Genomic DNA, 25,751 nt, shown 5'->3' on the forward strand with positions numbered 1-25,751 from the left:
GCCCGGCGCCCCGCCGCCGACCCCGGCAGGGCCGCCGTCGGTGACCATGCCGGCATATATGTACATGGTCGGCGGCCTGGACATGGGTGCCCGACGGGCCTCGGGGACCAGCGCGCGCAAGAAGCCGGCGCCGAAACCCGACAGTGCGGATGTCCCCGCGGCGGAGGCGGCGGAACAGGTTGCGCCGCAACGTCGCCGGCGCCGCGCGAAGGCCGGAATGCTGGGCCGCGGCTACGAGTACATGGATCTCGAGCCCGAGCCGGCTATGGCGACCGCCTCGCAGCGGGGCGCCGGCGGATTCGCCGGCGGATCGCAGCGGGTGGCCGGCGCGCGCCCGGCCGGGCTGACCGCGCTGGCCGACGACGGATTCGGCGGCGGCGCGGTCAGCCCGATGATGCCGAACACCTGGCCGGCCGAGGAGAGTTAGCCGCCGCAGCGGATCCGATTCCCGCTGCGATCCAACGGGTCCGGGCCCAGCCCGAGATACTTGTCCCGCAGCTTGTCCCACAGCTCCAGCTGGCCCCACTCGGGCTCGTCGCGGATCTGCTGGTCGTTGGTGAGGAACGGGTTCGGCAGCATCAACGTCATCATCTGCTCGTCGCGCCCGTTGAACAGCCGCACCCCCCAGGACATCGGGTTGCCGTCCTTGCCGATCCGCCGGTACAGCTCCGCGCGGGTGCACCGGCGGATCCGGCCCAGCTCCGAGCCGCTGGCCCGGTGCTTGCCGATGCACAGGTGAAAGTGCCAGCGGCCGAAATCGACGGTGGCATAACCGTCGAGCATCGCGATCTTGCGCGGTGCGTTGGGGGCCGCCACCTCCCAGGCGGCGCCCTGCATGATGATGCCGAACCAGATCTCGTCCCAGTACTCGTCGAAGCACAGGTGCAGCAGATCCAGCAGGCTCTGCTGATCGGTGGGCAGCGGCCACAGTTGTTCGCGGCCACGGTCTTCGGTGTCGACGATCGGGGGATCGGCGACAATTTCGGTTGCGGTTTCGGTCATGTGGATCCCTTCCTCTTTCGGTCCGTTCGAACCTGGGGTTTGTGGGTGAGCGCGCAGTCGACGCACAGGCCGGCGCCGGGCGTGCGGTAGAACAGGCAGCAGGTGGCGCGCCGGTAGTCGGTGCCGGAGTCGTTGAAACGGATTGTGTCGCTGAGGCGTTCGTCAGCACAGACCGCGCGCGCGAGCTCCCAGCAGGGCTCGGCCGCCAGTTGCGCGCCGCGATGCCGGTGCAGGGCGCGGGCCGCACCGAGGACGGCGGAGGCGGCGTTGCCGTGCAGCAGCTTCGCCGAGATCGGGCCGAGCCGTCGCACCGCGGCGGCCAAGGGCGTCAGATGCCTGCTGAGGATGTCGTCGGCCAGCAGCGAATCGAGACCAGATCCCTGCCAGGCCACCGGATCGGCCAGATGCAGCCGGACGGTCCCGTCGGATTCGGCGTACCAGAGCTCGTCGGGGTCCAGATCCAGCAGCAGCCCGTGCTCGGCGAGTGCGCCCAGCCCGATCGACCACAGTCGCGCCGCGAACCCGAGGAAAAACGCCGACGCCGCAACCCGAAGATCCGATGCCCCGATACGGTCTCCGACATTGCCGACGACGTCGGCGAGCAGCGTTTGGGCGGTGTAGAGCCGGGAAACCGGACGCCAGCCGCCGCCTTCGACCGCACCGGTGGACACCGCGAAATACGGGCTGACCGTGGCTAGTTCGGTCAGCGCCGACACCACCCGATCGTCGGGCGCGCAGCGGTGCGGGGTCGCGGGCAGGGCACGCAGCCATTGCGGCAGGTCATGCAACGTGGTGCGGGTGGCCGACGCTGCCGAGCGCAGCGTGACTGCGTCGGGACCGGTTGCGGTGACGACCATTTCGGCAGGCTCGCCGGTGTCCCAGCCCTCGCGGGACAGCACCCGGATCAGCGCGGCGCGCAACGGCTCCGGGGCGTCGACGCGGGCGGCCCGGCGCGCACCGCCCCCGGTGCCGAACGCGAACATGCCGCTGGACGCGTCGAAGCGCAGCGTGTCGGTGTCGAACATCGCCCCGATGCGTCCCGACAGCATCAGTTCCTCGCCGACGGTGTCCGCTAGCGTGCCCGCCGGATCCAGCAGCCACACCCGGTCGGCCACCCGCAGCGCCAATTCCAGGTCGTGGGTGCTCAGCACCACGGCCAGCTGCTGGTCGCGGGCCAGCTTGCGCAGCAGCCCGAACAGCCCGGCTCGCGAGGACACGTCCAAGAACGCGGTCGGCTCGTCGAGCACCAGCAGGCCGGGCTGTTGAGCCAGTGCACGCGCGGTCAGGACACGCTGGCATTCCCCGTCGGACAGCTCCGCCGCCGGCCGCGACGCCAGATGCCGCGCGCCGGCCGCGGTCAGCGCCCAGTCGATGATCTCGTCGTCCTCACGGCGCAGTCGGGCGCCCAACCCCAGGTGCGGGATGCGGCCCAGAGCAACGAGTTCGCGTGCCGAGAGCAAGCCCGGGTCGATCCGCTCGGTCAGTACCACCGCGACCCGGCGGGCCAGCTCGTCGCGCGGCAGCCCGGTCAGGTCGGCGCCGTCGAGCAGCACCCGGCCGCCGAGCGCGGGCTGCAACCCGGCCAGGGTGCGGATCAGGGTGGACTTTCCGGCGCCGTTGGGGCCGATCAGCACGGTCAACTCACCGCGGCGGGCCTGCGCGTCCAGGCCGGCCGCCACGGTTGTCGATCGGCGCCGGTTGCGGTAGCCGATCGCCAGGCCGGCCAGCTCAACCGCCGGGTTCATGACGGCATCCCTGATCCGCGGCGGGCCCGCAGCAGCACGGTGATCACGACCGGCGCCCCCACCAGCGCGGTGACGGCATTGACCGGGATGACCAGGTTGCTGCCGGGCACCTGACTGACGGTGCCGCACGCCAGCGCGGCGACCGCGCCCAGCAAGACCACCGTCGGCAGCACCACGCGGTGGTCGGAGGTACCGACGGCGATGCGGGCCACGTGCGGCACGACCAGCCCGAGGAACGCGATCGGCCCGCAGAACGCGGTCGTCACGCCCGCCAGCAGCGACGCCGAGGCGACCGTGACGACCCGGGCGCGGTGCACGTTGATTCCCATTGTCGCCGCGTAACTCTCGCCGAGCAGCAGGGCGTTGAGCGGCCGGATCGTCATCGCCGCGGTAACCAGCCCGACGGCCACCAGCGGCAGTAGCAATCGCAGGTCGTCCCAGCCGGTCGCGGCGAAACTGCCCAGGCCCCACAGCAGATACTGCTGCACCCGCTGCGGGTCGGAATACACTAGCGCCAGACTCACCAGCGCGGTGCTGGCCGCACCCAACATCACCCCGATCAACAGCAGCGTCGCCGCCGAGCGGGTCCAGCGCGACAGCCCCAGCACCAACGTCAGCATCGCCGCGGCCCCCAGCGCAGCCGCGAGGACCTGCCCGGCGCGGCTGGCGCCGGCGGTGCTGAAACCGGCCGCCCCCCCGGCCAGCACCACCAGCGCCACCCCGAGGCTGGCCCCGGAGCTGACCCCGAGGATGTACGGGTCGGCCAGGGTGTTGCGGAACAGGGTCTGCAGTTGCAGGCCGGCGACCCCGAGCGCAGCACCGGCGGCCAGTGCGGTGAGCACCCGCGGCAACCGCATGTTCGTCACGATCACCTGCCAACGCGGGTCCGAGGGTTCGGCGCCGACCAGCGCCCGGACGGTGTCGGCCAGCGGCACCCGCACCGGCCCCAGCGCCAGACCCAGCAGGGCCAGCACCACCACGGCGGCGGCCAGCCCGGCCAGCACCAGCGTCGTACGTGCCTTCATCGCTGCACCTGCCGGTAGAACTCGAAAGTGTGGTCGCCGGCCTGCTCCGGGTGCAGGATCGCGACCAGGTCGGCCAGCAGCAGATCCGGTCGGGCGGTGCCGCGTTCCCAGTACAAGTTGCCCCCGCCGGGCCCGATCGCCTTGGTGGCCGACCACACCTGCCCGCTGCGCACCGCGGTCAATTCGCCGTACCGGCGGTCCCGCGCCACCGCGTCGTCGACCGTTTTCCAGTCGTCGGTGACCAGCCACAGCGGGGCGCTTCCCGCGCGGGCGTAGACCGATTCGAAGTTCAGCTGCCGGGTCTCGGCGCCGCCGTCGGTCAGCCAGGGATAGCTACCGCCGGCGTCGGCGATCAGACGGCCGGCGTAGCTGGCCCCGGTGGGCATGGACCAGCTGCCCGAATGCATGGTGCCGACCAACACGTCGACGGGCTCGACCCGTGCGGCCTGCCTGGCCAGCGCGCGGTAGCGGTCGCGGATGCCCTGGTAGGCCTGCGCGGCCTGGCGCTCGGTGCCGGTCAGCGCGGCGAAAACCTTAATCCACTCGGCCCGGCCCAGCGGGGTGGGCTCCAGCCATTCGGCGTCGGCGAGCACCGGGATGCCGGCCTGGCGCAGCTTGGGATGGCCGGGGTCGTCCATGCCCTCGGTGACCAGCACGTCGGGGCCGGCGCGCAGCACACTCTCGATGTTGACCGGTCCGCCCGGCGCGTAGCCGATCGCCGCGCCGGCGCCGATCCGCTCGCGGATCTGCGGGTCGGCGACCGCGGCCGGGTTCGCCACCCCGGTGACCACCCCGGCCCGGTCGAGTTCGGTGATCATCCCCAGGTGCGTCGTCGAGCCCGAGTACAGGCTGTGCACTGGCACCGTGATCCGTTGCGCGCGAGCAAGTTCGCCGGTCAGCGCCGGGGCCGGGACACCGCAGCGCACCAAGACATACGAGACCGGTTTGCCGCCGAGGTAGGGCCGGTGCACGGTCAGCACCTGGTAGCTGCGGTGGTAGTCGAGGCGGAAGTTGGTGGCCTCGGACAGCGTCGACTTGTCCGGAAAGTAGTCGGTGTCCGGGTCGAAGTCGGTGATGCAGTCCTGCCGGGCCGCCACGGTAGCGGCGTGGTTGCCCGAGCAGCCGGCCAGCGCTGGGGCCAGCGTCAGGGCCAGCGCCATTACCAGCGCAGGGACTACTCGCAGCGCACGGGACATGGGCGTGCATCAGCTTCCTCGGGGTACACCGCCCCGGTTCGCAGGACGCGATGACGTGAGTCTCCTGGCTCTCGGATCACTGTTCGCCTCGCCTTCCGGCCCCACAATCGGCGGGCCGTGGCTGCTGAGGGTCACTCCCCGATGACAGTGGCGGGACCGCGCCGGATTCCCACCGGCTTCCTCACTGTGTTGTCATCGCCTTACCGGCGACATTGTTGCACGCCGTGTTGCGTTAGGCTTGCCGCCGTCTCGTGGCGTCAGGAAGTCCGGTGCGAATCCGGCGCGGTTCCGCCACTGTGTTAGCCAGATACTGGCCGCGGGGCATCCGACTATGCGGGGCGCGAACCCCCGGGAGGAACCGATTATGCGGCGTATCGTCCTGCTCTCCACCTCCGACACCGACCTGCTGTCCGCGCGGGCCAGCGGCGTGGCGTACCGGCTCGGGAACCCCGCACGCCACGACATCGAACCGCTGGTCAACGGTGGCGTTGATGTTGTGGTGCTGCGAATCCTGGGCTCGTCGGCCGAGATCGCCGACGAACTGAAGTTGCTGCGCGCGACCGGACTGCCGCTGGTGGTGCTCGGCGGGGAGCGCTCACCCAACGCCGAGCTGATGGAGTGCTCGACGGTCCCGATCGGGCTGGCCGCCCAAGCGCACGCCTACCTCGCCGAAGGCGGACCGGCCAACCTGGCCCAGCTGCACGCGTTCCTCTGCGACACGGTGCTGCTCACTGGGGAGGGTTTTGAGGAACCGGCGGTGATCCCGGAATGGGGGTATGGGTCTCGGGAGCCGGTTGACGCGCCCGATGCGGTGCGGGTCGGGGTGCTGTACTACCGGGCCCACGAGGTCAGCGGCAACGCCGGATTCGCGCACGCGCTGGCCGACGCGATCGACGTCACCGGCCGGGCGGTCGGGGTGCCGATCTTCGCCGCATCGCTGCGCAACGCCCCCGACGAGCTCTACGACGCGCTGGGGGAGCTGGACGCGGTGGTGGTCTGCATGCTGGCGGCCGGCGGGGCGATGAACGCCACCGCGACCGTCAGCGCCGGCGACGACGACGGCGCGTGGGACATCGAAAAGATCGCGGCGCTGGACATTCCGGTGTTCCAGGGTCTGTGTCTGGCGTCGTCGCGGGCGGACTGGGAGGCCAACGACGACGGCGTGACGCCACTGGATTCGGCCACCCAGATCGCCATCCCGGAATTCGACGGCCGGATCATCACCGTGCCGTTCTCGTTCAAGGAGATCGACGACGACGGGCTGCCACACTACGCCGCCGATGTGGAACGCTGCGCCCGGGTCGCCGGTGTCGTAGTGAATCACGCGGTGCTGCGGCGCATTCCGAACCGGGACAAGAGGCTCGCGCTGGTGCTGTCGGCCTATCCCACCAAGCACTCCCGGGTCGGCAACGCGGTCGGTCTGGACACTCCGGCGTCGGCGGTGCGGCTGCTGCACCGGCTGGCCGCCGAAGGGTATGACGTCGGAGACGGTTTCGGGGTGCTGGGGGTCGAGGATGAGACGCAGGCGGGGGACCGGCTGATTCACACCCTGATCGAAGCCGGCGGCCAGGATGAGGACTGGCTGTCCGCCGCGCAGCTGACCGAGGCGCAGGTACGGGTGACCGCTGACCAGTACGCCTCCTGGGCCGCGGAGCTGCCCGACACGCTGCGCGACGCGATGACGACGGCGTGGGGCCCGGCGCCGGGCAAGTTGTTCGTCAACGACGCCGGCGAAATCGTGCTGGCCGCACTGCGATCCGGCAACATCGTGCTGATGATCCAGCCGCCGCGCGGCTTCGGGGAGAACCCGGTGGCGATCTATCACGATCCGGAGTTGCCGCCGAGCCACCATTATCTGGCCGCATATCGTTGGCTGGACAGGGGGTTCGGTGCGCACGCGGTGATCCACCTGGGCAAGCACGGCTCGATGGAATGGCTGCCCGGCAAGACCGCGGCGCTCTCTTCCGCGTGCGCTACCGACGCGATGATCGCCGACCTGCCGCTGATCTACCCGTTCCTGGTCAACGACCCCGGCGAGGGCGCGCAGGCCAAACGCCGCGCGCACGCGGTGATCGTCGATCACCTGATCCCGCCGATGGCGCGCGCGGAGTCCTACGGCGACATTGCGCGGCTGGAGCAGTTGCTCGATGAGTACGGCAATATCGCCTCGATGGATCCGGGCAAGCTGCCGGCGATCCGCGGCGAGATCTGGAACCTGATGCGCGCCGCGGAGATGCACCGGGATCTCGGCCTGGACGAGCGGCCCGAGGACGAGGAATTCGACGACTTCCTGCTGCATGTCGACGGCTGGCTCTGTGAGATCAAGGACGCCCAAATCCGCGACGGACTGCACGTGCTCGGCGGTGCGCCGACGGGCGCGGAGCGGGTGAACCTGGTGCTGGCGATCCTGCGCGCCCCGCAGGTATGGGGCGGGGTGGACCACGCGGTGCCCGGCCTGCGGGCCGCGCTCGGCTTGAAAGACGACGCGGCGGGTTCGGCGGTCGATGAGATCGAGCAGCGCGCCCGAGGGCTGGTCGAAGCCATGGAGGCGGCCGGCTGGGAGGCCGGGACGGCCGATTCGCTGCACCCCGATCCCGAGGTCTGCCGCGTGCTGAGATTCGCTGCCACCGAAGTGGTTCCGCGGCTGGCGGGTACGGTGGCCGAGCTGGACTCGGTGCTGCACGCGCTGGCCGGCGGCTTCGTGCGCCCAGGGCCATCCGGGTCGCCGCTGCGCGGCCTGGTCAACGTGCTGCCCACCGGACGCAACTTCTACACCGTCGACCCCCGTGCGGTGCCGTCGCGGCTGGCCTGGCAGACCGGGCAGGCGATGGCGGACTCGCTGGTGCAGCGCTACCTCGACGACACCGGCCGCTATCCGGAGTCGGTGGGGTTGTCGGTGTGGGGCACCTCGGCGATGCGCACGTCCGGCGACGACATCGCCGAGGTGCTGGCGTTGCTCGGGGTGCGGCCCGACTGGGACGAGGCCTCCCGGCGGGTGTCCGGGCTCGAGGTGATCTCGCTGGAAGAACTCGGCCGACCCAGAATCGATGTGACGGTGCGGATCTCGGGTTTCTTCCGCGACGCCTTCCCGCACGTGGTGATGATGCTCGACGACGCCGTGCAGCTGGTGGCGACCCTCGACGAGCCGGACGGTCAGAACTTCGTCGCCGCCCACGCCCGCGCCGACCTGGCCTCCCACGGCGACCTGCGCCGGGCCACCACCCGGGTCTTCGGTTCCGCGCCGGGCTCCTATGGGGCCGGCATCCTGCAGCTGATCGAGGCGGGAACCTGGCGTGATGACAAGGATCTGGCCGAGGTTTACACCGCCTGGGGTGGATTCGCCTACGGCCGCGGGCTGGACGGTGCGGCGGCCACCGACGATATGCGCACCAACTACCGCCGCATCAAGGTGGCGGCCAAGAACATCGACACCCGCGAGCACGACATCGCCGATTCTGACGACTACTTCGTCTACCACGGCGGCATGATCGCCACCGTGCGGGCGTTGTCTGGCTCCGATCCGAAAGCCTATGTGGGGGACTCGACGTCGACGGATGCCGTGCGCACCCGCACCCTGGCCGAGGAGACCGCCCGGGTGTTCCGGGCCCGGGTGGTCAACCCGCGCTGGATCTCCGCGATGCGCCGGCACGGCTACAAGGGCGCGTTCGAACTGGCCGCCACCGTCGACTACCTGTTCGGCTTCGACGCAACCGCCGGGGTGGTGCACGACTGGATGTATGAGAAGCTCGCCGCCGAGTACGTGCTCGACCCGGCCACCCGGGAATTCCTCGACAAATCCAATCCATGGGCGCTGCAGGGCATCGTGGAGCGGCTGAAGGAGGCCGCCGACCGGGGGCTGTGGGCGGACCCGGACCCGGAGACCATGGCAGCATTGCAACAGGCCTACCTGGAGGTCGAAGGAGACCTGGAGGACCGGTGAAAGTCTGGATTCTCGGGATCGGGATGGGCCCGCAGCACGTCACGCCCGAGGTCGCCGAGGCGCTGCGGTCGGTCGACTACGTACTGGCCCCGGATAAGGGGGCGAAAGGAACTGAGGACGGCCTGCTGGCGTTGCGGCGGGCTGTCGTCGACGCCTATGCCGAGTCGGTGCCCATCGTCACGGTCTCGGACCCGCCCCGCGACCGGTCAGCGGATCTGAGTGGACCCGATTATGCGCGGGCGGTGGCCGACTGGCATGCGGCCCGGGCGGCGCGATACGCCGAGGAGCTTCGGGAGCGCGGCGGTACCGCGGCCTTCCTGGTCTGGGGCGACCCGGCGCTCTACGACTCGACGATCCGCATCATTCAGCGGGTGAAAGCCTCTGGTCTGGAAGTGGATTACGACGTGCTCCCCGGTATCAGCGCCCCGCAACTGCTGGCGGCACGGCACCGGATCGTGCTGCATGAGGTGGGCCGGCCGGTGCACATCACCACCGGCCGGCGGCTTGCGGAGGCGATCGCCGCGGGCCAGGACAACATCGTCGCCATGCTCAACCCGGAGGGACTCGACCTTTCCGCGGTGGCGGATTGGGCGATCTGGTGGGGCGCCAACCTCGGTGCGGCGGGGGAGCGGCTAGTCAGTGGCCGGGTCTCTGATGTCGTTGACGAGATCGCGGCTGCCCGCCGCGCCGCGAAGTCCGAAGCGGGCTGGGTGATGGATGTGTTCTTGGTGCGCAGGCCCTGATGGCGGGGCTGCTGATCGCCGGAACCACCAGCGACGCCGGCAAGACCGTGGTCGCCACCGGGCTGTGCCGGGCGCTGGCCCGCCGCGGGGTAAGAGTGGCGCCGTACAAGGCGCAGAACATGTCGAACAACTCGATGGTGGTTGTCGGTGCGGATGGCCTCGGCACCGAAATCGGCCGGGCGCAATGGATTCAAGCGATGGCTGCGCGGGCCGTCCCCGAGCCGGCGATGAACCCGGTGCTGCTCAAGCCCGGTAGTGACCACCGCAGTCATGTGGTGCTGATGGGCCGGCCGTGGGGCGAGGTGTCGTCGTCGAATTGGATGCAGGGCCGCCGCGAGCTGGCCGACAGCGCCCACCGCGCCTTCGACGACCTCACGGGACGCTACGACGTGGTGATCGCCGAGGGGGCGGGTAGCCCGACCGAAATCAACCTGCGGTCCGGCGATTACGTCAATATGGGCCTGGCGCGGCATGCTGGTCTGCCGGTCTTGGTCGTCGGCGATGTGGACCGGGGCGGGGTGTTCGCGGCGTTCTTCGGCACCGTCGCGTTGTTGTCGGGCGAAGACCAGGACCTGGTGGCCGGGTTTATCGTCAACAAGTTCCGCGGCCGGCAGCAGTTATTGGCGCCCGGCCTGGCCGACCTGGAGCGACTCACCGGCCGGCGGGTTTTCGGCACCCTGCCGTGGCACCCGGGGCTGTGGCTGGACTCCGAGGACGCGCTCGATCTAGACGGCAGGCGCTCGGCGCGCACCGGGGCGCGGCGCGTTGCGGTGATCCGGCTGCCGCGAATCAGCAACTTCACCGACCTGGACGCGCTCGGTGTGGAACCCGATCTGGATGTGGTGTTCGCCTCCGATCCGCGCGGGGTCTCCGACGCCGATCTGGTGGTGCTGCCGGGAACCCGCGCGACGCGGTCCGACCTGGCCTGGATGCGCTCGCGCGGATTGGACGCTGCGGTAGTGGCGCACGCGGCCGCCGGTAAGCCGGTGTTGGGGATCTGCGGAGGCTTTCAGATGCTGGGCCGGGCGATCCGTGACCCCGACGGCATCGAGGGCGCGCCGGGCGAGGCGGCCGGGCTGGGTCTGCTGGACGTCGAAACCCGTTTCGGCGCAGACAAAGTGCTGCGGCTGTCCGACGGCGGCTACGAAATCCACCACGGCCGGATCACCCGCGGTGAGGGCGTGCAGGAATTTCATGGCGGCGTCCGGGCCGGTCAGGTGTTCGGCACCATGCGGCACGGTGCGCTGGAGGGCGATGCGCCGCGCGCGGCGTTCTTGGCCGAAACCCTGGGCCTGGAGCCGTCGGGGGTGTCGTTTCCGGCCGCGCGGGAGCACCGGCTCGACTTGCTGGCCGATCTGATCGAGGAGCACCTGGACGTCGACGCCGTGCTGGACTTGGCGCGTGGCGGGCCGCCGCCGGGTCTGCCGTTCCTGCCGCCGGGGGCGCCGTGATGCGCCTGCTGCTGCTCGGTGGAACCGCGGAGGCCCGGGCGTTGGCCGAGCGACTGGTGGCCGCCGGTGTCGACGTCACCACGTCGCTGGCCGGCCGGGTTGCCAATCCGCGGCTGCCGGTCGGGGCGGTGCGGGTCGGCGGATTCGGCGGAATCGAGGGCCTGCGTGCGGTGTTGGCGGACTATGACGCCGTCGTGGATGCCACCCACCCGTTCGCCATCACCATGTCGGCCAACGCCGCCGCGGCGTGCGCCGCTGCCGGTCGCCCGCTGCTGCGCCTGGAGCGGCCCGGCTGGGCGGAGCGGGGCAGGCCGTCCTGGCAGTGGGCCGACTCGCACGAGCAGGCCGCCGCCAGCGCGGCCCGGTTGGGCCGGCGGCCGGTGCTGACCATCGGGCGCCAACAGCTGGCGTCCTACCTGCCGGAGCTGGCGGAGGCGGCGGTGTTGGCGCGCGTCGTCGACCCGCCGTCGATGACGGTGCCGCCGGCCTGGACGGTGGTCACCGACCGGGGGCCCTATGCGCTGCCCGGCGAGCTCGCGTTGCTGCGTGAGCACCGCGCCGACGTGGTGGTGACCAAGGATTCCGGGGGCGAGTACACCTGGCCGAAGATGCTGGCCGCCGAGGAACTCGGGCTGCCAGTCGTCATTGTGCGCCGCCCTCCCCGGCCGTCCGGGGTGAGGTGCGTGTACGACGTCGGGCAGGCGCTGACCTGGGTACTAACCGGCGACTGACCCGACCTGCAGGGCGGCGCCGGCGGTCAGCAGCGCGGCGACCTTGACCACTTCCAGCCCGGCGTAGGCGTAGTGGGCGTGTGAGCGTTCGATCATCCCGCCGGGCGTTGCGGCGCGCAGGTTGTCCCGGGCGGCCAGCACCGCGTCGGAGCGGCGACGCAGCCGGGGCCGGACGAACAGCGACTGAGTCGCCAGCACGCTAACCGCTACGCCGACCGCCGCCGGCGCGAGCCGTCCCGGGGGATCGGCGGCGACCGTGATCACCACCACCACCGCCGCCAGCACGATTTCGACCGCGTTGAGCGCCCGGAACACCAGCCGGCCGATGCCCAACCCCAGGTGCAGGGTGACCCCCGGCGCCCGGAACTTCAGCGGCGCCTCGAGAAACGAGATCGCCAGCACCATGCCCAGCCAGGCGAAGACAACTGCTGCTGCGATTGCGCCCATACCCCGGTGCCTTCCGAGTTATCTGTGTCTGCCGGTTGCAGAAAATGTATCTGTTCAACTCGGTCACAGACAAGTGGGGAGGGGCGTAATGCTCAACACAGGGCTTGCGGCAGACTGGCGGGCGTGATTGTCGAGCATGGTGTGCTGCCCATCCGCCCCGGTCGCGAAGCCGAGTTCGAAGCGGCGTTCGCCAAGGCGAGACCGCTGATCTCGGCCCAGCCGGGCTTCCTGGCGATTTCGATGTCCCGTTCGATCGAGTCGCCGAGCCTTTATCTGCTGCTGGTGCAGTGGGAGACTGTCGAAGCACACACCGAGGGGTTCCGGAAGTCGCCGGAATTTCAGCAGTGGCGGGCACTGTTGCACGAGTTCTACGAGTCCCCGCCGGTGATCGAGCACTTCGTCGGCATCGACTAGGGGGTCATGCACCCGTGGACGCCAAGAGAACCTTGGAATTCAATGCGCGCAACATCGCGGAGTTCCGCAGCAATGGCGGAAAACTGGGCGGCCCGTTCGAGGGCGCCCCGGTCCTGCTGCTGACCACCACCGGCGCCAAATCAGGGCAGCCGCGCACCAGCCCGATGATGTACCTGCCCGAGAGCGGGCGGATCTTCGTGTTCGCCTCCAATGAAGGCAAGGACAGCCATCCCAGCTGGTATCACAATCTGCGGGCGAATTCGTCGGCCACGGCCGAGATCGGTACCGAGACCTTTCCTGTCACCGCCACCGAGATCACCGGCGCAGAACACGACCGGCTCTACGCGATCCAGGCCGAGCGCTACCCGGGTTTCGCCACCTACCGGGAGCGCACCGATCGGGTCATCCCGGTCCTCGAGTTGACCAGAACCACGTAGCGTCCCGACTCATGGTTCGCCGTGCCTACGCCCACGACGCGGTGGTGGTGATCCAGCCCGGTGGTAGCGCTAACGCGCCCGGTGGCGCCATCGCCAAGGCGCTGTGCGGAAGCTGGGACCACCCGCCGCCGTGCCCGCTTGCGCCCCACCACGTCGCCAGCCAAGTCGTCGGCGACGACCTTGTATTGCGGGTGCTGTTCGCCGCCGAAGCCGCCGACGAATCACGCGTCCGGCGCCTCGTCGGCGAAGCGCTCGCCGCCGGAGAACTGACCGGACCCGACGGGCTGGTGACGAAATGGCGACTGGAATCTGCTGCTGCCGGCCGGGTCCGGCCAGACGAGGAAGACCACGTCGCCGACTTGATCGCCCACCACTGAGCTGCCGGCACGAGCCGTCATCGACGGTCACCAGTTTAGACCGCATCAGCGTGGCCAGCAGGGACCAGCCGAGTCCGGCCTGGCTGTTGCTCTGGTCGAACGTCCGCTCAAAAGCCCAGGTGGTGCGTCGCCACCATTCGCTACGCCGGTCGGCCCGGTTCTTCTGCTGCCAGGTGACGACGACGCAGACCGCCGATGATCAACGTCACCCAGGATTGTGGGGGCACGGACCTGACGCTAAAGCCGGCCAGGCCCTCCAACGGCGCGTAAAACCGGGTTCGGGCCGGATCTGTGGATCAACCCACAACTGCGGACGACCACGCTCGTCGGGACGTCCGCGCACCCAGAATCACCGCGCTGACCACCGCACCGACCCCCACCCGCCGGGCCAGCCGCACCGCCCGCGGAATATCGGCGACCGCGGGTGCCCGGCCGTCGCCCATCAGCGCCCGATCCTCGCGCCGGTTGCCGTCATAGATGTTGACGCCACCGAGCTGCAGACCCAAGGCTCCCGCGAAGGCGGCCTCGACCACCCCGGCGTTCGGGCTGGGATGGTGCCGGGCATCGCGACGCCACGCCCGCAGCGCGCCAAGGGAATCCAGCCCCAAGGCGGCAGCCAGGACTCCGCTCAGCCGGGAGGCGGGTAGGCCCAGCACGTCATCCAGTCGAGCCGCCGCCCAGCCGAAGCGGCCGTAGCGGGCGTTGCGGTGGCCGATCATCGCGTCCAGGGTGTTGACGGCGCGGTGCGCCACCAGACCCGGAATCCCGGCCGCCGCACCCCACACCAACGACGCCACCACCGCATCGGAGGTGTTCTCCGCGACGGATTCGACGACAGCCCGGGCGATCTCGTCGGGTCCCAGCGCGGCGGTGTCGCGACCGACCAGGTTGCGCACAGCAACACGGGCCCGGTCCAGGTCTCCGACGGCCAGCAAGCCATGCACCGCACACGCCTCGCGTTCCAGGGAACGTCCCCCGAGCACCGCCCAGGTCGCCAGGGCGGTCAACGCAATTCGCGCCCATGGGATTCGAGCCGACCGCTCAGCGGCGTACGCCAGCCCGGTGGCGCCGCCGACCAACACCAGCACATGAGCCACGCCGCTCCAGCGGCTGTCGCGGTAGATCCGCTGCTCCAACGCCAGCGCCCACCTCCCGAATCCGGCGACCGGATGCCACCGCCGCGGGTCCCCGCAGGCGCGGTCGGCGACAAAACCGAGCGTCAGCCCCAGAGCCCGCGCCGACATCATCCGAGAATCCGATCCAGCGCCGCCAGCAACCGATCGGTCAGCTCCGGTGGACGCACCGCGATCCGCACCCAGCTATCGTCGAGGCCCGGGAAAGTGTCGGCTCGCCGCACCGCAATGCCGTTGTCCCGCAATGCGGCATGTACACCGGCGCCGGGCCGGGCCAGCACATACGGGGCGACACCGGCGACGAACGACACCCCGCGCGAGCCGAGCGGCTCGCTCAGCCCAGAACGCCACAACGCCAACTCCTGTGCCCGGCACTCGCTTTCGGCCAGCGCCCGCGCATCAGAGCAGGCCAGCATGGCGGCCAGCGCCGGCGCCGACACCGACCAGGGAATCTGCAGCCGCGCCGCATCGGCGATCAACAACGGATCGCCCACCAAATACCCCGCCCGCACCCCGGGGATCGACCAGTGCTTGGTCAGGCTGCGCGTCACCAGCAGGCCCGGCTGCGAGAAACCGGCCAGGCTTTCCGGCTCACCCGGCACAGCATCCAGGAATGCCTCGTCGACCAGAACCACCCGCCCGGGCCGCAGCAGCCGGCGCAACAGCGAAGCCGGATGCAGCACCCCGGTCGGGTTGGTCGGGTTGCCGACGACGACGAGGTCGGCGTCGTCCGGCACCGCGGAGGGGTGCAGCGCGAAACCGTCCTCGGCACGGCACAGCACAGCATCGACGGTGTGGCCGGCGGCGATCAGCGCGGCGTGCGGCCCGGTGTACTGCGGGTGGACCACCACCGGCCGTCGCCACCGGCGTAGCCGGGCCACCAGATCAAAGGCCTCCGAGGCGCCCGCGGTGGGCAGCACTGCATCGGAGCCAACGCCGTGCCGGGCCGCCAGCGCAGCGCGGGCGGCGGACGCATCCGGATAAGCCAAGGCGTCGGCGAGCGAGGCGTGCAGGGCGGCATCGAGCCAGTCCGGCCGCGGCCCGACGTAGACGTTCACCGCGAAATCCACCAGCCCCGAACGCACCTCGGTATCGCCGTGATGGTGCAGATCCGGGCCGGTGAACGCATGCACGGCGTCGGCGAAGCGCTGAGCCAGCCGCGGATAACCGGCCCAATGGGTATGCAGGTACGACGCGTGCAGGCGCGGCCCGGCCACACCGTCCGCACCGTCCGGCAGCTGCCAGGCGGGATCGACCGGCCCATCGAAACTGACTCGGGTGCGGTGGAATTCATGCCCGGTCACCCGGAAGCCGGCCTCCGCCAACAGCGAGCCCGTCGGCGCCACGGCATCCCGGTAGCCCAGCGTCAGGCGCGGTGACATCTCCGCAGCGGCGGGCAGCGCACCCACCCCGGGCACCTCGCCGATACTGCGGCACAGGTACGCCAACCCGCCGCATTCGGCGACGGTCGGCACCCCCGCGGCGATCGCCGCCCGCAGCGAACCCAGCAGCGCGGTGTTGGCGGCCAGCTGCGCGGCGTAGACCTCCGGGAACCCGCCGCCCAGATAAACCCCCGCGGTACCGTGCGGCAGGCCTGAGTCGGACAGCGGGTCGAAGCAGACTACATCGCAGCCCGCGGCGCGCAGCAGCTCGAAGGTCTCGGTGTAGCCGAACGTGAATGCTCGCCCGCCGGCGACCGCCACCACCGGACGCGCCGACGACGCAGCTCGCACCTCGGCCGCCGGGTCCCACACGGCACCAACCAGATCCGGCGCCTGCCGCGCCACGGCAACCACCGCCTCGAGGTCGACGTGCTGCGCGATCAGCCCGGTCAGCCGGTCCAGCATCGCAGCGGACTCGTCGCGTTCGGCGGCCGGCACCAGCCCGAGGTGGCGAGAGGGGGCCTGCACCCCCGCATCGCGAGGTAGCACTCCCAACACCGGAATTCCGGTGCACCGCAAAGCCGCAGAGACCTCCTCGGCGTGCCGAGCACTGCCGGCCTTGTTAAGCACCACGCCGGCCACCTGAACCTCCGGGTCGAAGCCGGCCAGGCCCGCCACCACCGCCGCGTGGGTGCGCGACGCGTGCGAGATGTCGACGACCAGCAACACCGGGGAGCCGGTCAGTGCCGCGACGTGAGCGGTGGAGGCCTCGCCGTCAGAGCCGAGCCGGCCGTCGAAAAGCCCCATCACGCCTTCGATCACGGCGATATCGGCGCAAGAAGCACCGTGCAGCAGCAGCGGCACGATCCGCTCGGCACCGACCAGCACCGGGTCCAGGTTGCGAGCCGGACGACCGGTGGCCAGCGCGTGATAGCCCGGATCGATGTAGTCCGGGCCGACCTTGTGCCCGCTAACGGACAGCCCCCGTGCGGCCAGCGCCGCCATCAGCCCGACCGCCACGGTGGTCTTGCCGTGCCCGGACGCGGGCGCGGCCACGATGACCCGGGGGAGACTTACCATTCGATCCCGCGCTGGCCCTTTTGGCCGGCGTCCATCGGATGCTTCACCTTGGTCATCTCGGTGACCAGGTCGGCGGCCTCGACCAGGCGCGGATGGGCGCGACGGCCGGTGATGACGACGTGCTGGTGGCCCGGCCGGGTGCGCAGCGTCGCCACCACGTCGTCGACGTCCACCCAGCCCCAGTCGATCGGGTAGGTGAATTCGTCGAGGACGTAGAGGTCATGGGCCTGCTCGGCCAGGCGGCGCTTGATCTCGGTCCAGCCGGCCAGCGCGTCGCCGGCGTGATCCTCGGTGCTGCCGGACTTGCGGCTCCACGACCAGCCCGAGCCCATCTTGTGCCACTGCACCGGGCCGCCCTCGCCGGTCTCGTCGTGCAGGGCGCCGAGCCGCTCCAGCACCGCCTGTTCGCCGACCCGCCATTTCGCGGATTTCACGAACTGGAACACCCCGATCCGAAAGCCCTGATTCCAGCCGCGCAGCGCCAATCCGAACGCTGCGGTGGACTTACCCTTGCCGTCGCCGGTGTGCACCATCAGCAGCGGCCGGTTGCGGCGCTGGCGGGTGGTCAGGTTGTCGTCGGGCACCGTCAACGGTTGTCCTTGCGGCATCAGGCAGCTCCCTTGCCAGTGGCGTCGCGAACAATGTCGGTGAGCGCCTCGGCGCTGAGCTGCGGCAGCGGAACGTATTCGGCCCGCAAATGCTCAGCCAGGCCGCGCGCCAACCCGAGCCGCATCCGGCCGCTCTCGCAATCCACCACCACCGCCGAAAAGCCAAGCCCGGCAAGCTGAGCCGCGGCCCGGCGGGACCGCTCGACCGGATCGGCGCCGGCGGTGGCCCGGCCGTCGGTCAGCACCACCAGCAACGGGCGACACGCCGGGTCGCGCAGCCGTTCCCGGCGGATCACCTCCCCGGCTTGCAGCAGGCCCTCGGCCAACGGGGTGCGGCCGCCGGCGGGCAACTCATCGAGGCGTACCGCGGCGATTTCCACCGACCCGGTCGCGGGGAGCACCACCTCGGCCCGCGTAGCGCGAAACGTCACCACCGCGATCCGGTCCCGGCGGCGGTAGGCATCCAGCAGCAGCGACAAGATCGCGGTCTTGACGTGGCGCATCCGCTCGGCGGCGGCCATCGACCCGGAGGTGTCCACCACGAACAAAACCAGGTTGGCCTCCCGGCCCTCCCGGACGGCACGGCGAAGATCGCCGGCCTCCAGGATCATCCGGCCGTCCACCCGGCCGCGGGCGCCTTGATGTGGCGCGGCGGCCCGTAGCGTCTCCAGCAGGTGCAGCCCGCCCGTGGCGCCGGATGCGGTGGCGGCCACCCGGCGTCCGGAACTGGTGCGGGCCCGGCTGCGCCGCCCGGCGCGGCCCGCGCCCACCCCGTCGACGGTGAAAAGCCGCGCGCGGTAAGGGGAGTCGGATCCAACGGTCGAGGTTGAGCCGGACCCACCCGGCGCCGGCCCGCTCTGTTCGGGGGACGGCGGGGCGTTCCCGCCCTCCGGCGGACCGTCCGGATCCGGCTCGGGCTCGGGACCGGGATCCTCCGGCGGCAGCACCTCGTCGAGTTCGGCCTCATCGAGACCGGGGGCGTCGAACGGCTTGCGCCGCCGGCGGTGCGGCAGCGCCAGCCGGGCGGCGACCCGCAGATCCTCGAGGTTGACCGCGTCGCGGCCGTGCCATGCCGCATGGGCGACCGCGGTGCGGGCACAGACGATGTCGCCGCGCAGGCCGTCCACGTCGAACGCCGCGCAGATCTCGCCGACCTTGACCAGCGCGGCGTCGGTGAGCTGCACCCGAGAAAGCAGCTGCTGCGCAGTGTGAATCCGGGTGCGCAGCCGCTCTTCGGCCGCGCCGTACCCGGCGACGAAACCCGCGGGATCGGCGTCGAAGGCCAACCGTCGGCGTACCGCCTCGGCGCGCACTGCCGGATCGCGCGGCGCGGAAACCTCAACGGTCAGCCCGAATCGGTCGAGCAGCTGTGGCCGCAGCTCGCCCTCCTCGGGGTTCATCGTCCCGACGATCACGAAGCGTGCCGCGTGGGTGACCGAGACGCCGTCGCGTTCGACGGTCAGTCGCCCCATGGCGGCGGCATCCAGCAGCAGGTCCACCAGGTGGTCGGCGAGCAGATTCACCTCGTCGACGTAGAGGATGCCGCGGTTGGCCCGGGCCAGCAGCCCCGGCTCGAACTCCACCACGCCGGCACCCAGCGCGCGCTCCAGGTGGATCGACCCCACCACCCGGTCCTCGGTGGCGCCGACCGGCAGCTCCACCAGCCGCACCGGGCGGGTCTGCACGGCGGCGTCGGCGGGGAACGGGCCGTCGGGGGAGAGCGGGTTGGCCTCGGCGGGATCGGAGGAGAACCGGTCGTCCGCGATCACCTCGATAGGCGGCAGCACCTGGGCAAGCGCCCGTACCAAAGTCGACTTGGCGGTGCCCTTCTCGCCGCGGATGAGCACGCCGCCGATACCGGGGGAGATCGCGCTCAGGACGAGCGCCAGCGCCATGTCGTCGAGGCCGCCCGGGGACTCCGGGTCGCCGCCGAGGACGGCAGGGAACGGGTACAGCTGTTGCATTGAGGCTCCGCTCGTGATGCCGGTGTTGGCAACGCGAAGCCGGTATTCGGACTGACCGCGGCGCCTGTCGAACAAACACCGCGGAACACCGTAGCGGGCCTGCGTCGGAGTCACACCGACTTCCCTGGCACCTCGCGCCGATACCCTAACACCAACCGAAAGGACACTCACAGATGACTGCACCCGAAGCAGACCTGACCGGATGGACCCCGGCGCCGTTCACCGGCGGCGGTTTCACCCACGACGTGTACCGCAAGGGGCAGGGCCCCGGGGTGGTACTGATCCCCGAGATGCCGGGAGTACACCCCGGGGTGCTGGGCTTGGGAAATCACCTGGTGGACAACGGCTTCACCGTGGCGATTCCCTCGTTGTTCGGCGAGCCCGGTAAGGCGCTCACGCCCGGCTACGCGCTGACGACGATCGCCCGTGCCTGTGTGACCCGGGAGTTCGCCGCGTTCGCCACCGACAAGCAGCGTCCGGTCGCCCAGTTCCTGCGGGCGCTGGCCCGCGACCTCAACGAGAAGACGCCCGGCAAGGGCGTCGGGGTGATCGGCCAGTGCTTCACCGGCGGCTTCGCGCTGGCCGCTGCCGTCGACGACGCCGTGCTGGCGCCGGTGCTCAGCCAGCCGTCCGTGCCGTTCCCGCTGACGCTCAAACATCGCCGCGACCCGGGACTCTCCGAGGTCGAGCTGGGGGTGGTCGCCGACCGGGCGGCCAACGACGGCCTGTGCGCCTTGGGCCTGCGGTTCAGCGAGGACAAGATGGCTCCCGGCGACCGCTTTCAGACGCTGAAAGCCCGGCTCGGGGACGCGTTCGAGGTGATCGAGATCGACTCCTCGCCGGGCAATCCGCACGGGCTGTCCCGGATGGCCCACTCGGTGCTCACCGACCAGATCCGCGAGGTCGACGGCCACCCCGCCTACGAGGCGCGCAAGCGGGTGGTGCAGTTTCTCACCGAGCGGCTGAGCTAGCTGTGTCCGCCGCCGAACGACTCGTGGTCATCGGGATCGGCGCCGACGGCTGGGAGGGCCTTGCCGGGCCCGCGCGGGAGACCGTGCGCAGCGCCGATGTCGTGATCGGCGCGCCGCGCCACCTGGACCTGCTGCCCGCGGTCGACGGCCAACAACGCCACGATTGGCCGTCGCCGCTGCGGGCCGGGCTGCCGGCGCTGTTCGCCGGCCTGGCCGGGCGACGGGTGGTCGCGCTGGCCTCCGGTGACCCGCTGCTCTCCGGGGTGGGCAACACGCTGATCGACCTGTTCGGCGCCGACCGGGTCACTATCGTTCCGGCGGTGTCCGCGGTGACGCTGGCCCGGGCCCGGTTGGGCTGGCCGGCCGAGTCGGCCGCGGTCATCCGGGCCGGCGACGTCCATGCGGTGCTGCGCGAGCTGGTGCCGGGCCGGCGGGTGCTGGTGCTCTCCGCCGACGAGACGACGCCCGCGCAGCTGGCGGCCCTGCTGGTCGAGCGCGGCTATGGGGCGAGCCGGATGACGGTGCTAGGTGACCTGGGTGGCCAGACCGAATCACGGCGGGAGATCACCGCCGAGACGTTCGCGTCCCTTAAAGACCCGGTGCCGCGGCTCAACATCGTCGCGGTGGAATTCGCCGGTCCGCTGCTCACAGGCTGGGCGGCCGGCCTTCCCGATGACGCCTACGACCACGACGGGCAGCTGACCAAACGCGACCTGCGGGCCTCGGCATTGGCGCGGCTGGCACCGGCGCCCGGACAGCTGCTGTGGGATGTCGGTGCCGGCGCGGGCTCGGTCGGCATCGAGTGGATGCGCGCTCATCCGAGCTGCCGGGCCATCGCCATCGAAGCCGATCCGACCAGGGCGCAGCGCATCTCGGCCAACGCCCGGAACCTCGGTGTACCTGCGCTGCGCGTCGTCTGCGCCGAAGCCCCGACGGCGCTGGCAGGCTTACCTTGTCCGGACGCCATCTTCATCGGGGGCGGGCTGAGCCGGCCCGGGGTGCTCGACGCCTGCCTGGTCGCGCTGCGGCCCGGCGGGCGACTGGTCGCCCACGCTGTCACGCTGGAAACCGAGGCGCAGCTGGCCCTGGCCTACGCCGAGCGCGGCGGCGAGCTGACCCGTATCCAGGTCGAACACGCCGCCCCGCTCGGTGCTTTGACCGGCTGGCGGCCCGCCCGTGCCGTCACCCAGTGGGCGCTAACCCTGCCTTGACCGGTCTCGGGCCGCGTCGTAGAGATGACTCTCCCCGCCACACGGGTCCGCAATAGCGGCAACCGCACGCCCGATGAGAATCACTGCGGCCGAACGCAACCCAGCTGCCTCGACCGCGTCGGCGATGTCGGCGACGGTGCCGCGCAGCACTAGTTCACCGGGTTGCGACGCCCGGTAGACCACCGCGACCGGGCAGTCCGCTCCATACTCGGCTTCCAGCTCGCCCATCAGTTCCCGGGTCCGGGTGATCGCCAAGTGCAGAACCAGGGTGGCCCCGGTCGCTGCGAAACCGGCCAGCGACTCGGACTCCGGCATCGCGGTGGAGGCGGCCTGCACCCGGGTCAGCACCACCGACTGCGTCACCAGCGGCACCGTGAGCTCGCGGCCGAGCACCGCGGCCGCCGCGGCATAGGCCGGCACGCCGGGGGTGATGTCCCACGGCACCCCGGCGGCGTCGAGCCGGCGGGTCTGCTCGAACACCGCGCTGTAGATCGACGGATCGCCCGACACCAGTCGCACCACCCGCCGGCCCGCCCGGTGAGCGGTGACCATCCAGTGCACGATTGCCTCCAGGTCCAACTTGGCGGTGTCGATCAGATCGGCCGTGGCGCAACAATGTTCGAGCACCCCCTGGTCCAGATAGCTACCCGGGTAGAGCACCACGTCGGCCTCGGCCAGCAGCCGGGCCGCCCGCAGCGTCAGCAGATCCGCGGCACCGGGTCCGGCGCCGACGAAATGAACCGGGACGCTCACCGCACCCACCGGGGCGTCCACACCCGGCCCGCGGACGTTACCCGCGTCGACGACGCTCCCACCAGGACAAGGCATTTCATGTCGACCGCATCGGTGTCCAGCTCGCCCAGGGTGGTCACGGTCAGCGACTCCCCGGCCCGGCCGATGTCACGGCCGACCACCACCACGGTCTGCGGGGCGCGGTGTTCCAGCAGCACTTTGCGGGCCAGGGCGATCTGGTCGGGCCGGGCCCGCGAGGCCGGGTTGTAGACCGCCAGCACCAGATCGGCCTGCGCGATCGCGGCCAGCCGGGCCTCGATCACCTCCCACGGTTTGAGGCGATCGGAGAGGCTCAACACCGCGAAGTCGGCCCCGATCGGGGCGCCGGCGGCCGCCGCCACCGCTTGCACAGCCGACACGCCGGGCAGCACCCGTATCGAAACATGCTGATACCGCGCATCTTCGGCTGCCTCGAACACCGCGGCGGCCATCCCGAACACGCCGGCATCACCACCGGAGACCACCGCCACCTTCTCACCGCGCAGCGCCAGATCCAGCGCGAAGCGGGCCCGATCCAGCTCGACGGTGTTGCCCGAGGAGTGCCGCTGCAACCCGGCCCGCTGTGGAATCCGCGCGAGGTAGGGCCCGTAGCCCACCAAGTGATCGACGGCGGCCAGCGCCGCGGCCGCCTCGCCGGTCAACCACTCGCCGGGCCCCGGGCCGAGCCCGACCACCAGCAACTCGGCCGGCTCGGCGACCGGCTCGACAACGGCCGGCACCGGATCGGACGACGTCCGCGACCGTTGCCCGTTGCGGGAATCGCCGTCGACGACGATCAGCGACAGATAGGGGATGGCGGCCTCGTCCGCTTCGTCGATGCTGGCGACCGGCAGCCAGCGCTGTTGCGGATGACTGGCCCGCTCCACATACCAAGCGTGCTCGAGGCGGCCGGCGGCGGCCAGGGCGCGGCGCACGGCGGGGAAGGTGCGGCCGAGCTTCATGATGATGGCGCCGTCGGTGTCGGCCAGCCGCATCGCCAGCTCATGCTCCGGCAGGGTGCCCGGCAGCACGGTCAGCACGTCGGTCTGGCGCACCAGCGGCATCCCGAGCGCTGCGGTGGCGGCGCTGAACGCGGGGACACCGGGGATGATCTCGGTGGCGAAGCGGGCGGACAGCCGGTCGTGCATGTACATGAAGGAGCCGTAGAACAGCGGGTCGCCCTCGGTCAGCAGCGCCACCGTGCGACCCGCGGTCAGGTGGGCGGCCAGCCGTGACGCCGAGGCCTCGTAGAAGTCGGCCAGCGCTCCGGCATAGCCGCCGGGGTGATCGGTGACCCCGGTGGTGACCGGATAGCGCAGCTCTTCCTCGATGACGCCGCTGGCGATCAGGTCCGCGGCGATGGTCCTGGCATACGACGCCTTGTTGACGCCTGCGTGGTAGGCGACCACGTCGGCGTCGGCGATGATCCGGGCTGCTTTGCGGGTGATCAGCTCGGGGTCACCCGGCCCGAGGCCCACCCCGTAAAAACGGCCGGTCATTCGGCATCCGAGGCGAGTGCATTCAGGGCCGAGGAGGTGATCGCCGAGCCGCCGCGGCGGCCGCGCACCGTCACGAACGGGATATCGATGTCGTGCTCGGCTCGCAGCGCGGCCAACGCCGCCTTGGACTCGGCGGCGCCGATGAACCCCACCGGGCAGCCGACGATCACAGCTGGGCGCGGCCCGCCGTCGATGATCAGCTCGAGCAGATGGAACAGCGCCGTGGGAGCGTTGCCGATGGCGACGACGGCACCCGACAGCTCGGGCTCCCACAAGGAGACCGCCGCCGCCGAACGGGTGGTACCCCACTCGGCGGCCAGCGCAGGGACCCGTTCGTCGCGCAGATAGCAGCGCACCTCATTGCCGGCCGGCAGCCGCCCGGCGGTCACCCCGACCGCCACCATCCGGGCATCGCAGAGGATCGGTGCGCCGCCGTCGAGTGCGGCGCGCCCGGCCGGCACCGCCTCGGGGTGGATCAGCAGGTCTTTGGCGACGTCGGTCTGCCCGGCGCCGTGGATCATCCGCACCGCGAGCCGCTCGGCAGTGGCCGGGATGTGCGACAGGTCGGACTCGCGGCGGATGGTGGCGAACGATTCGAGGTAGATCGCGGGGCCGTCGGCGATGTAGTCGTAGCGCCGAGAGGGGCGGGTGGGCCTGCTCACCGATTCGCCTCCTGGGCTTGGGGGATGAAGACACCCTGCCACGGCGTCACCACCAGCTCGGTGTGCTTCAACAGTGACCGTCCGTGGGCCGGCGTGAGCACGCCGTCGGGCACGTGCACGTGGATGCCGCCGGGCACGCTGCCAAACGGTAACGGACCCGACGGGGCCGGGATGCGCGGGTCGGCAGTCCCGATCGGTGCCAGCGGGCTCGACAGCTCGCGGATGTGCCAGGGCGCGTCCGGTCGCCCGCCGCGGGCCTCCTGGAACGCACCCGCCAGCTCGGCGAGCCGGGTGGCGGCGTCTTCGACGCCGATCACCGCACCCCAATGCTCTCCGATCCGCAGTTGTGCCGCCGAGCGGCTGAGCGCGACCAGGCCGGCATCGGCTTGCCGGTCCAGCAGGTCGCCGCGGCCGTCGTCGAGGACGAACAGGAACCGTCCGGGCAGCCCGGCAAGCTGCGGGTCACCGCAGAGCAGCGCGTCCAGCCGCGCCGCCACCGGGCGCAGGTCCGCCCGCCCGCCGGCATACCCGCTCTGCGGGGACACCAGGATGTTGCGGACCAGCTCGTGGCTGCGCGACGGCAATAGTCTGGTCGACTCCAGGGCGGCCACCGCCTCGGGGATGAGCTCACCCCGGTGATCGGCCAGCCCGCGCAGCTGCAGGTTGGCCCGCTTGGTCAGATAGACCGAACCGTCGGCGAACTCGGCGCTTACCTGCAGCAAGCGGGCCAGCGAAGCGGCTGGCAGCCGGCCGCCGACCAGGCGCAACCGCACCAGCAGCCCGTCGTCGGCCACCCAGGGCCGCAGCACGCCCGGGCACCGGTCGGCCCTCGTCCTCATCTGCCCCACCCGCCACGTGGGGGATGAAATACCGCAGTTGCCCGGCTTATAGCGACAACACGAGTCCTCGCGCCGGTGCGTGCGTGTGGTTGCACCGCCCGATTGTCGCTCAGAGCGCAACCG

General features: G+C 71.1%; 22 protein-coding genes, 1 pseudogene and 3 riboswitches. Of the genes and pseudogenes, 10 read left to right on the forward strand and 13 right to left on the reverse strand.

The features are described 5' to 3' along the window. A pseudogene (locus A5771_RS18560) lies at nt 1-427 on the forward strand (hypothetical protein); the annotation flags it as partial. Here A5771_RS18560 and A5771_RS18565 read toward each other — a convergent pair. Genes A5771_RS18565 through A5771_RS18580 form a run of 4 tightly spaced genes read right to left on the reverse strand, consistent with a single transcriptional unit; the run spans nt 424 to nt 4,968 of the window. After that, nucleotides 424-1,002, reverse strand: coding sequence for a DUF7676 family protein (locus tag A5771_RS18565; RefSeq protein WP_064856663.1), 579 nt, complete (start codon nt 1,000-1,002; stop codon nt 424-426). The pseudogene A5771_RS18560 and the gene A5771_RS18565 overlap by 4 nt on opposite strands. Next, nucleotides 999-2,747 carry an ATP-binding cassette domain-containing protein gene (locus A5771_RS18570; protein ID WP_064856664.1) on the reverse strand — a complete coding sequence of 583 codons (1,749 nt, stop codon included), beginning with the start codon at nt 2,745-2,747 and terminating at the stop codon, nt 999-1,001. Before A5771_RS18570 ends, A5771_RS18565 begins: the two co-directional genes overlap by 4 nt. After that, the gene (locus tag A5771_RS18575; protein WP_064856665.1) at nt 2,744-3,772 is read right to left on the reverse strand and encodes a FecCD family ABC transporter permease; all 1,029 of its coding nucleotides are present in this window, start codon (nt 3,770-3,772) and stop codon (nt 2,744-2,746) included. The genes A5771_RS18570 and A5771_RS18575 overlap by 4 nt, the downstream gene beginning before the upstream one ends. Beyond that, entirely contained in the window at nt 3,769-4,968 is a 1,200-nt protein-coding gene (locus A5771_RS18580; protein WP_064856666.1) for an ABC transporter substrate-binding protein, read from the reverse strand. Before A5771_RS18580 ends, A5771_RS18575 begins: the two co-directional genes overlap by 4 nt. Nucleotides 4,969-5,005: 37 nt before the next feature. Further along, nucleotides 5,006-5,184, reverse strand: a riboswitch (cobalamin riboswitch). Between the two features lie 19 nt (nt 5,185-5,203). After that, a riboswitch (cobalamin riboswitch) is annotated at nt 5,204-5,301 on the forward strand. A gap of 31 nt (nt 5,302-5,332) precedes the next feature. Here A5771_RS18580 and A5771_RS18585 point away from each other — a divergent pair. From A5771_RS18585 to A5771_RS18600, 4 genes are read left to right on the forward strand one after another with little or no spacing between them, the layout of a single operon-like run. Next, entirely contained in the window at nt 5,333-8,908 is a 3,576-nt protein-coding gene (locus A5771_RS18585; protein WP_064856667.1) for a cobaltochelatase subunit CobN, read from the forward strand. Beyond that, nucleotides 8,905-9,651: a precorrin-6A synthase (deacetylating) gene (gene cobF, locus A5771_RS18590; protein WP_064856668.1), complete on the forward strand. Its 747-nt coding sequence runs from the start codon at nt 8,905-8,907 to the stop codon at nt 9,649-9,651. The genes A5771_RS18585 and cobF overlap by 4 nt, the downstream gene beginning before the upstream one ends. Next, on the forward strand, nt 9,651-11,102 hold the full coding sequence (locus tag A5771_RS18595) for a cobyric acid synthase (protein WP_064856669.1): 1,452 nt from the start codon (nt 9,651-9,653) through the stop codon (nt 11,100-11,102). The genes cobF and A5771_RS18595 overlap by 1 nt, the downstream gene beginning before the upstream one ends. Next, entirely contained in the window at nt 11,102-11,833 is a 732-nt protein-coding gene (locus A5771_RS18600) for a cobalt-precorrin-6A reductase (RefSeq protein WP_064856670.1), read from the forward strand. The genes A5771_RS18595 and A5771_RS18600 overlap by 1 nt, the downstream gene beginning before the upstream one ends. Here A5771_RS18600 and A5771_RS18605 read toward each other — a convergent pair. Beyond that, complete coding sequence (locus tag A5771_RS18605) at nt 11,819-12,280, reverse strand: hypothetical protein (protein WP_064856671.1); 462 nt, start codon at nt 12,278-12,280, stop codon at nt 11,819-11,821. The two genes, A5771_RS18600 and A5771_RS18605, sit on opposite strands and share 15 nt — an antisense overlap. Nucleotides 12,281-12,403: 123 nt before the next feature. On the opposite strand from A5771_RS18605, the gene A5771_RS18610 reads away from it, so the two are divergent. The 3 genes from A5771_RS18610 to A5771_RS18620 are packed head-to-tail and all read left to right on the forward strand — an operon-like array spanning nt 12,404 to nt 13,508. Further along, complete coding sequence (locus A5771_RS18610; protein ID WP_064856672.1) at nt 12,404-12,694, forward strand: antibiotic biosynthesis monooxygenase family protein; 291 nt, start codon at nt 12,404-12,406, stop codon at nt 12,692-12,694. Between the two features lie 14 nt (nt 12,695-12,708). Beyond that, the gene (locus A5771_RS18615) at nt 12,709-13,131 is read left to right on the forward strand and encodes a nitroreductase family deazaflavin-dependent oxidoreductase (RefSeq protein ID WP_064856673.1); all 423 of its coding nucleotides are present in this window, start codon (nt 12,709-12,711) and stop codon (nt 13,129-13,131) included. A gap of 11 nt (nt 13,132-13,142) precedes the next feature. Beyond that, on the forward strand, nt 13,143-13,508 hold the full coding sequence (locus tag A5771_RS18620) for a hypothetical protein (RefSeq protein ID WP_064856674.1): 366 nt from the start codon (nt 13,143-13,145) through the stop codon (nt 13,506-13,508). Nucleotides 13,509-13,804: 296 nt separating this feature from the next. Here A5771_RS18620 and A5771_RS18625 read toward each other — a convergent pair whose 3' ends face one another. Genes A5771_RS18625 through A5771_RS18640 form a run of 4 tightly spaced genes read right to left on the reverse strand, consistent with a single transcriptional unit; the run spans nt 13,805 to nt 19,675 of the window. After that, on the reverse strand, nt 13,805-14,755 hold the full coding sequence (locus tag A5771_RS18625; RefSeq protein WP_064856675.1) for a cobalamin biosynthesis protein: 951 nt from the start codon (nt 14,753-14,755) through the stop codon (nt 13,805-13,807). Beyond that, complete coding sequence (locus A5771_RS18630) at nt 14,752-17,103, reverse strand: cobyrinate a,c-diamide synthase (RefSeq protein ID WP_064856676.1); 2,352 nt, start codon at nt 17,101-17,103, stop codon at nt 14,752-14,754. Before A5771_RS18630 ends, A5771_RS18625 begins: the two co-directional genes overlap by 4 nt. Next, on the reverse strand, nt 17,097-17,711 hold the full coding sequence (cobO, locus tag A5771_RS18635) for a cob(I)yrinic acid a,c-diamide adenosyltransferase (RefSeq protein ID WP_064856677.1): 615 nt from the start codon (nt 17,709-17,711) through the stop codon (nt 17,097-17,099). Before cobO ends, A5771_RS18630 begins: the two co-directional genes overlap by 7 nt. Next, nucleotides 17,711-19,675, reverse strand: coding sequence for a magnesium chelatase subunit D family protein (locus A5771_RS18640; RefSeq protein WP_064856678.1), 1,965 nt, complete (start codon nt 19,673-19,675; stop codon nt 17,711-17,713). Before A5771_RS18640 ends, cobO begins: the two co-directional genes overlap by 1 nt. 20 nt (nt 19,676-19,695) lie before the next feature. After that, nucleotides 19,696-19,825, reverse strand: a riboswitch (cobalamin riboswitch). A gap of 23 nt (nt 19,826-19,848) precedes the next feature. Between A5771_RS18640 and A5771_RS18645 the strand changes: the two genes are divergently transcribed. Together A5771_RS18645 and A5771_RS18650 are read left to right on the forward strand one after the other, a co-directional pair. Next, a complete protein-coding gene (locus A5771_RS18645) occupies nt 19,849-20,646 on the forward strand; it encodes a dienelactone hydrolase family protein (protein WP_064856679.1) in 798 nt (265 codons plus the stop codon). A gap of 2 nt (nt 20,647-20,648) precedes the next feature. After that, nucleotides 20,649-21,857 (forward strand): bifunctional cobalt-precorrin-7 (C(5))-methyltransferase/cobalt-precorrin-6B (C(15))-methyltransferase, encoded by a 1,209-nt coding sequence (locus A5771_RS18650; protein WP_064856680.1) that lies wholly within the window; start codon nt 20,649-20,651, stop codon nt 21,855-21,857. On the opposite strand, the gene cobM is transcribed toward A5771_RS18650, so the two are convergent. From cobM to A5771_RS18670, 4 genes are read right to left on the reverse strand one after another with little or no spacing between them, the layout of a single operon-like run. Continuing rightward, nucleotides 21,843-22,610, reverse strand: a complete 768-nt coding sequence (gene cobM / locus A5771_RS18655) for a precorrin-4 C(11)-methyltransferase (RefSeq protein ID WP_082947323.1) — start codon at nt 22,608-22,610, stop codon at nt 21,843-21,845. The two genes, A5771_RS18650 and cobM, sit on opposite strands and share 15 nt — an antisense overlap. Beyond that, the gene (cobJ, locus tag A5771_RS18660) at nt 22,607-24,127 is read right to left on the reverse strand and encodes a precorrin-3B C(17)-methyltransferase (RefSeq protein ID WP_064856682.1); all 1,521 of its coding nucleotides are present in this window, start codon (nt 24,125-24,127) and stop codon (nt 22,607-22,609) included. Before cobJ ends, cobM begins: the two co-directional genes overlap by 4 nt. Then, entirely contained in the window at nt 24,124-24,789 is a 666-nt protein-coding gene (locus tag A5771_RS18665) for a precorrin-8X methylmutase (protein ID WP_064856683.1), read from the reverse strand. Before A5771_RS18665 ends, cobJ begins: the two co-directional genes overlap by 4 nt. Continuing rightward, on the reverse strand, nt 24,786-25,628 hold the full coding sequence (locus tag A5771_RS18670; protein WP_064856684.1) for a nitrite reductase: 843 nt from the start codon (nt 25,626-25,628) through the stop codon (nt 24,786-24,788). The genes A5771_RS18665 and A5771_RS18670 overlap by 4 nt, the downstream gene beginning before the upstream one ends. Between the last annotated feature and the right edge of the window lie 123 nt (nt 25,629-25,751).

Source organism: Mycolicibacter sinensis, assembly GCF_001667375.1.
GTDB classification, from domain to species: Bacteria; Actinomycetota; Actinomycetes; order Mycobacteriales; family Mycobacteriaceae; genus Mycobacterium; species Mycobacterium sinense_A.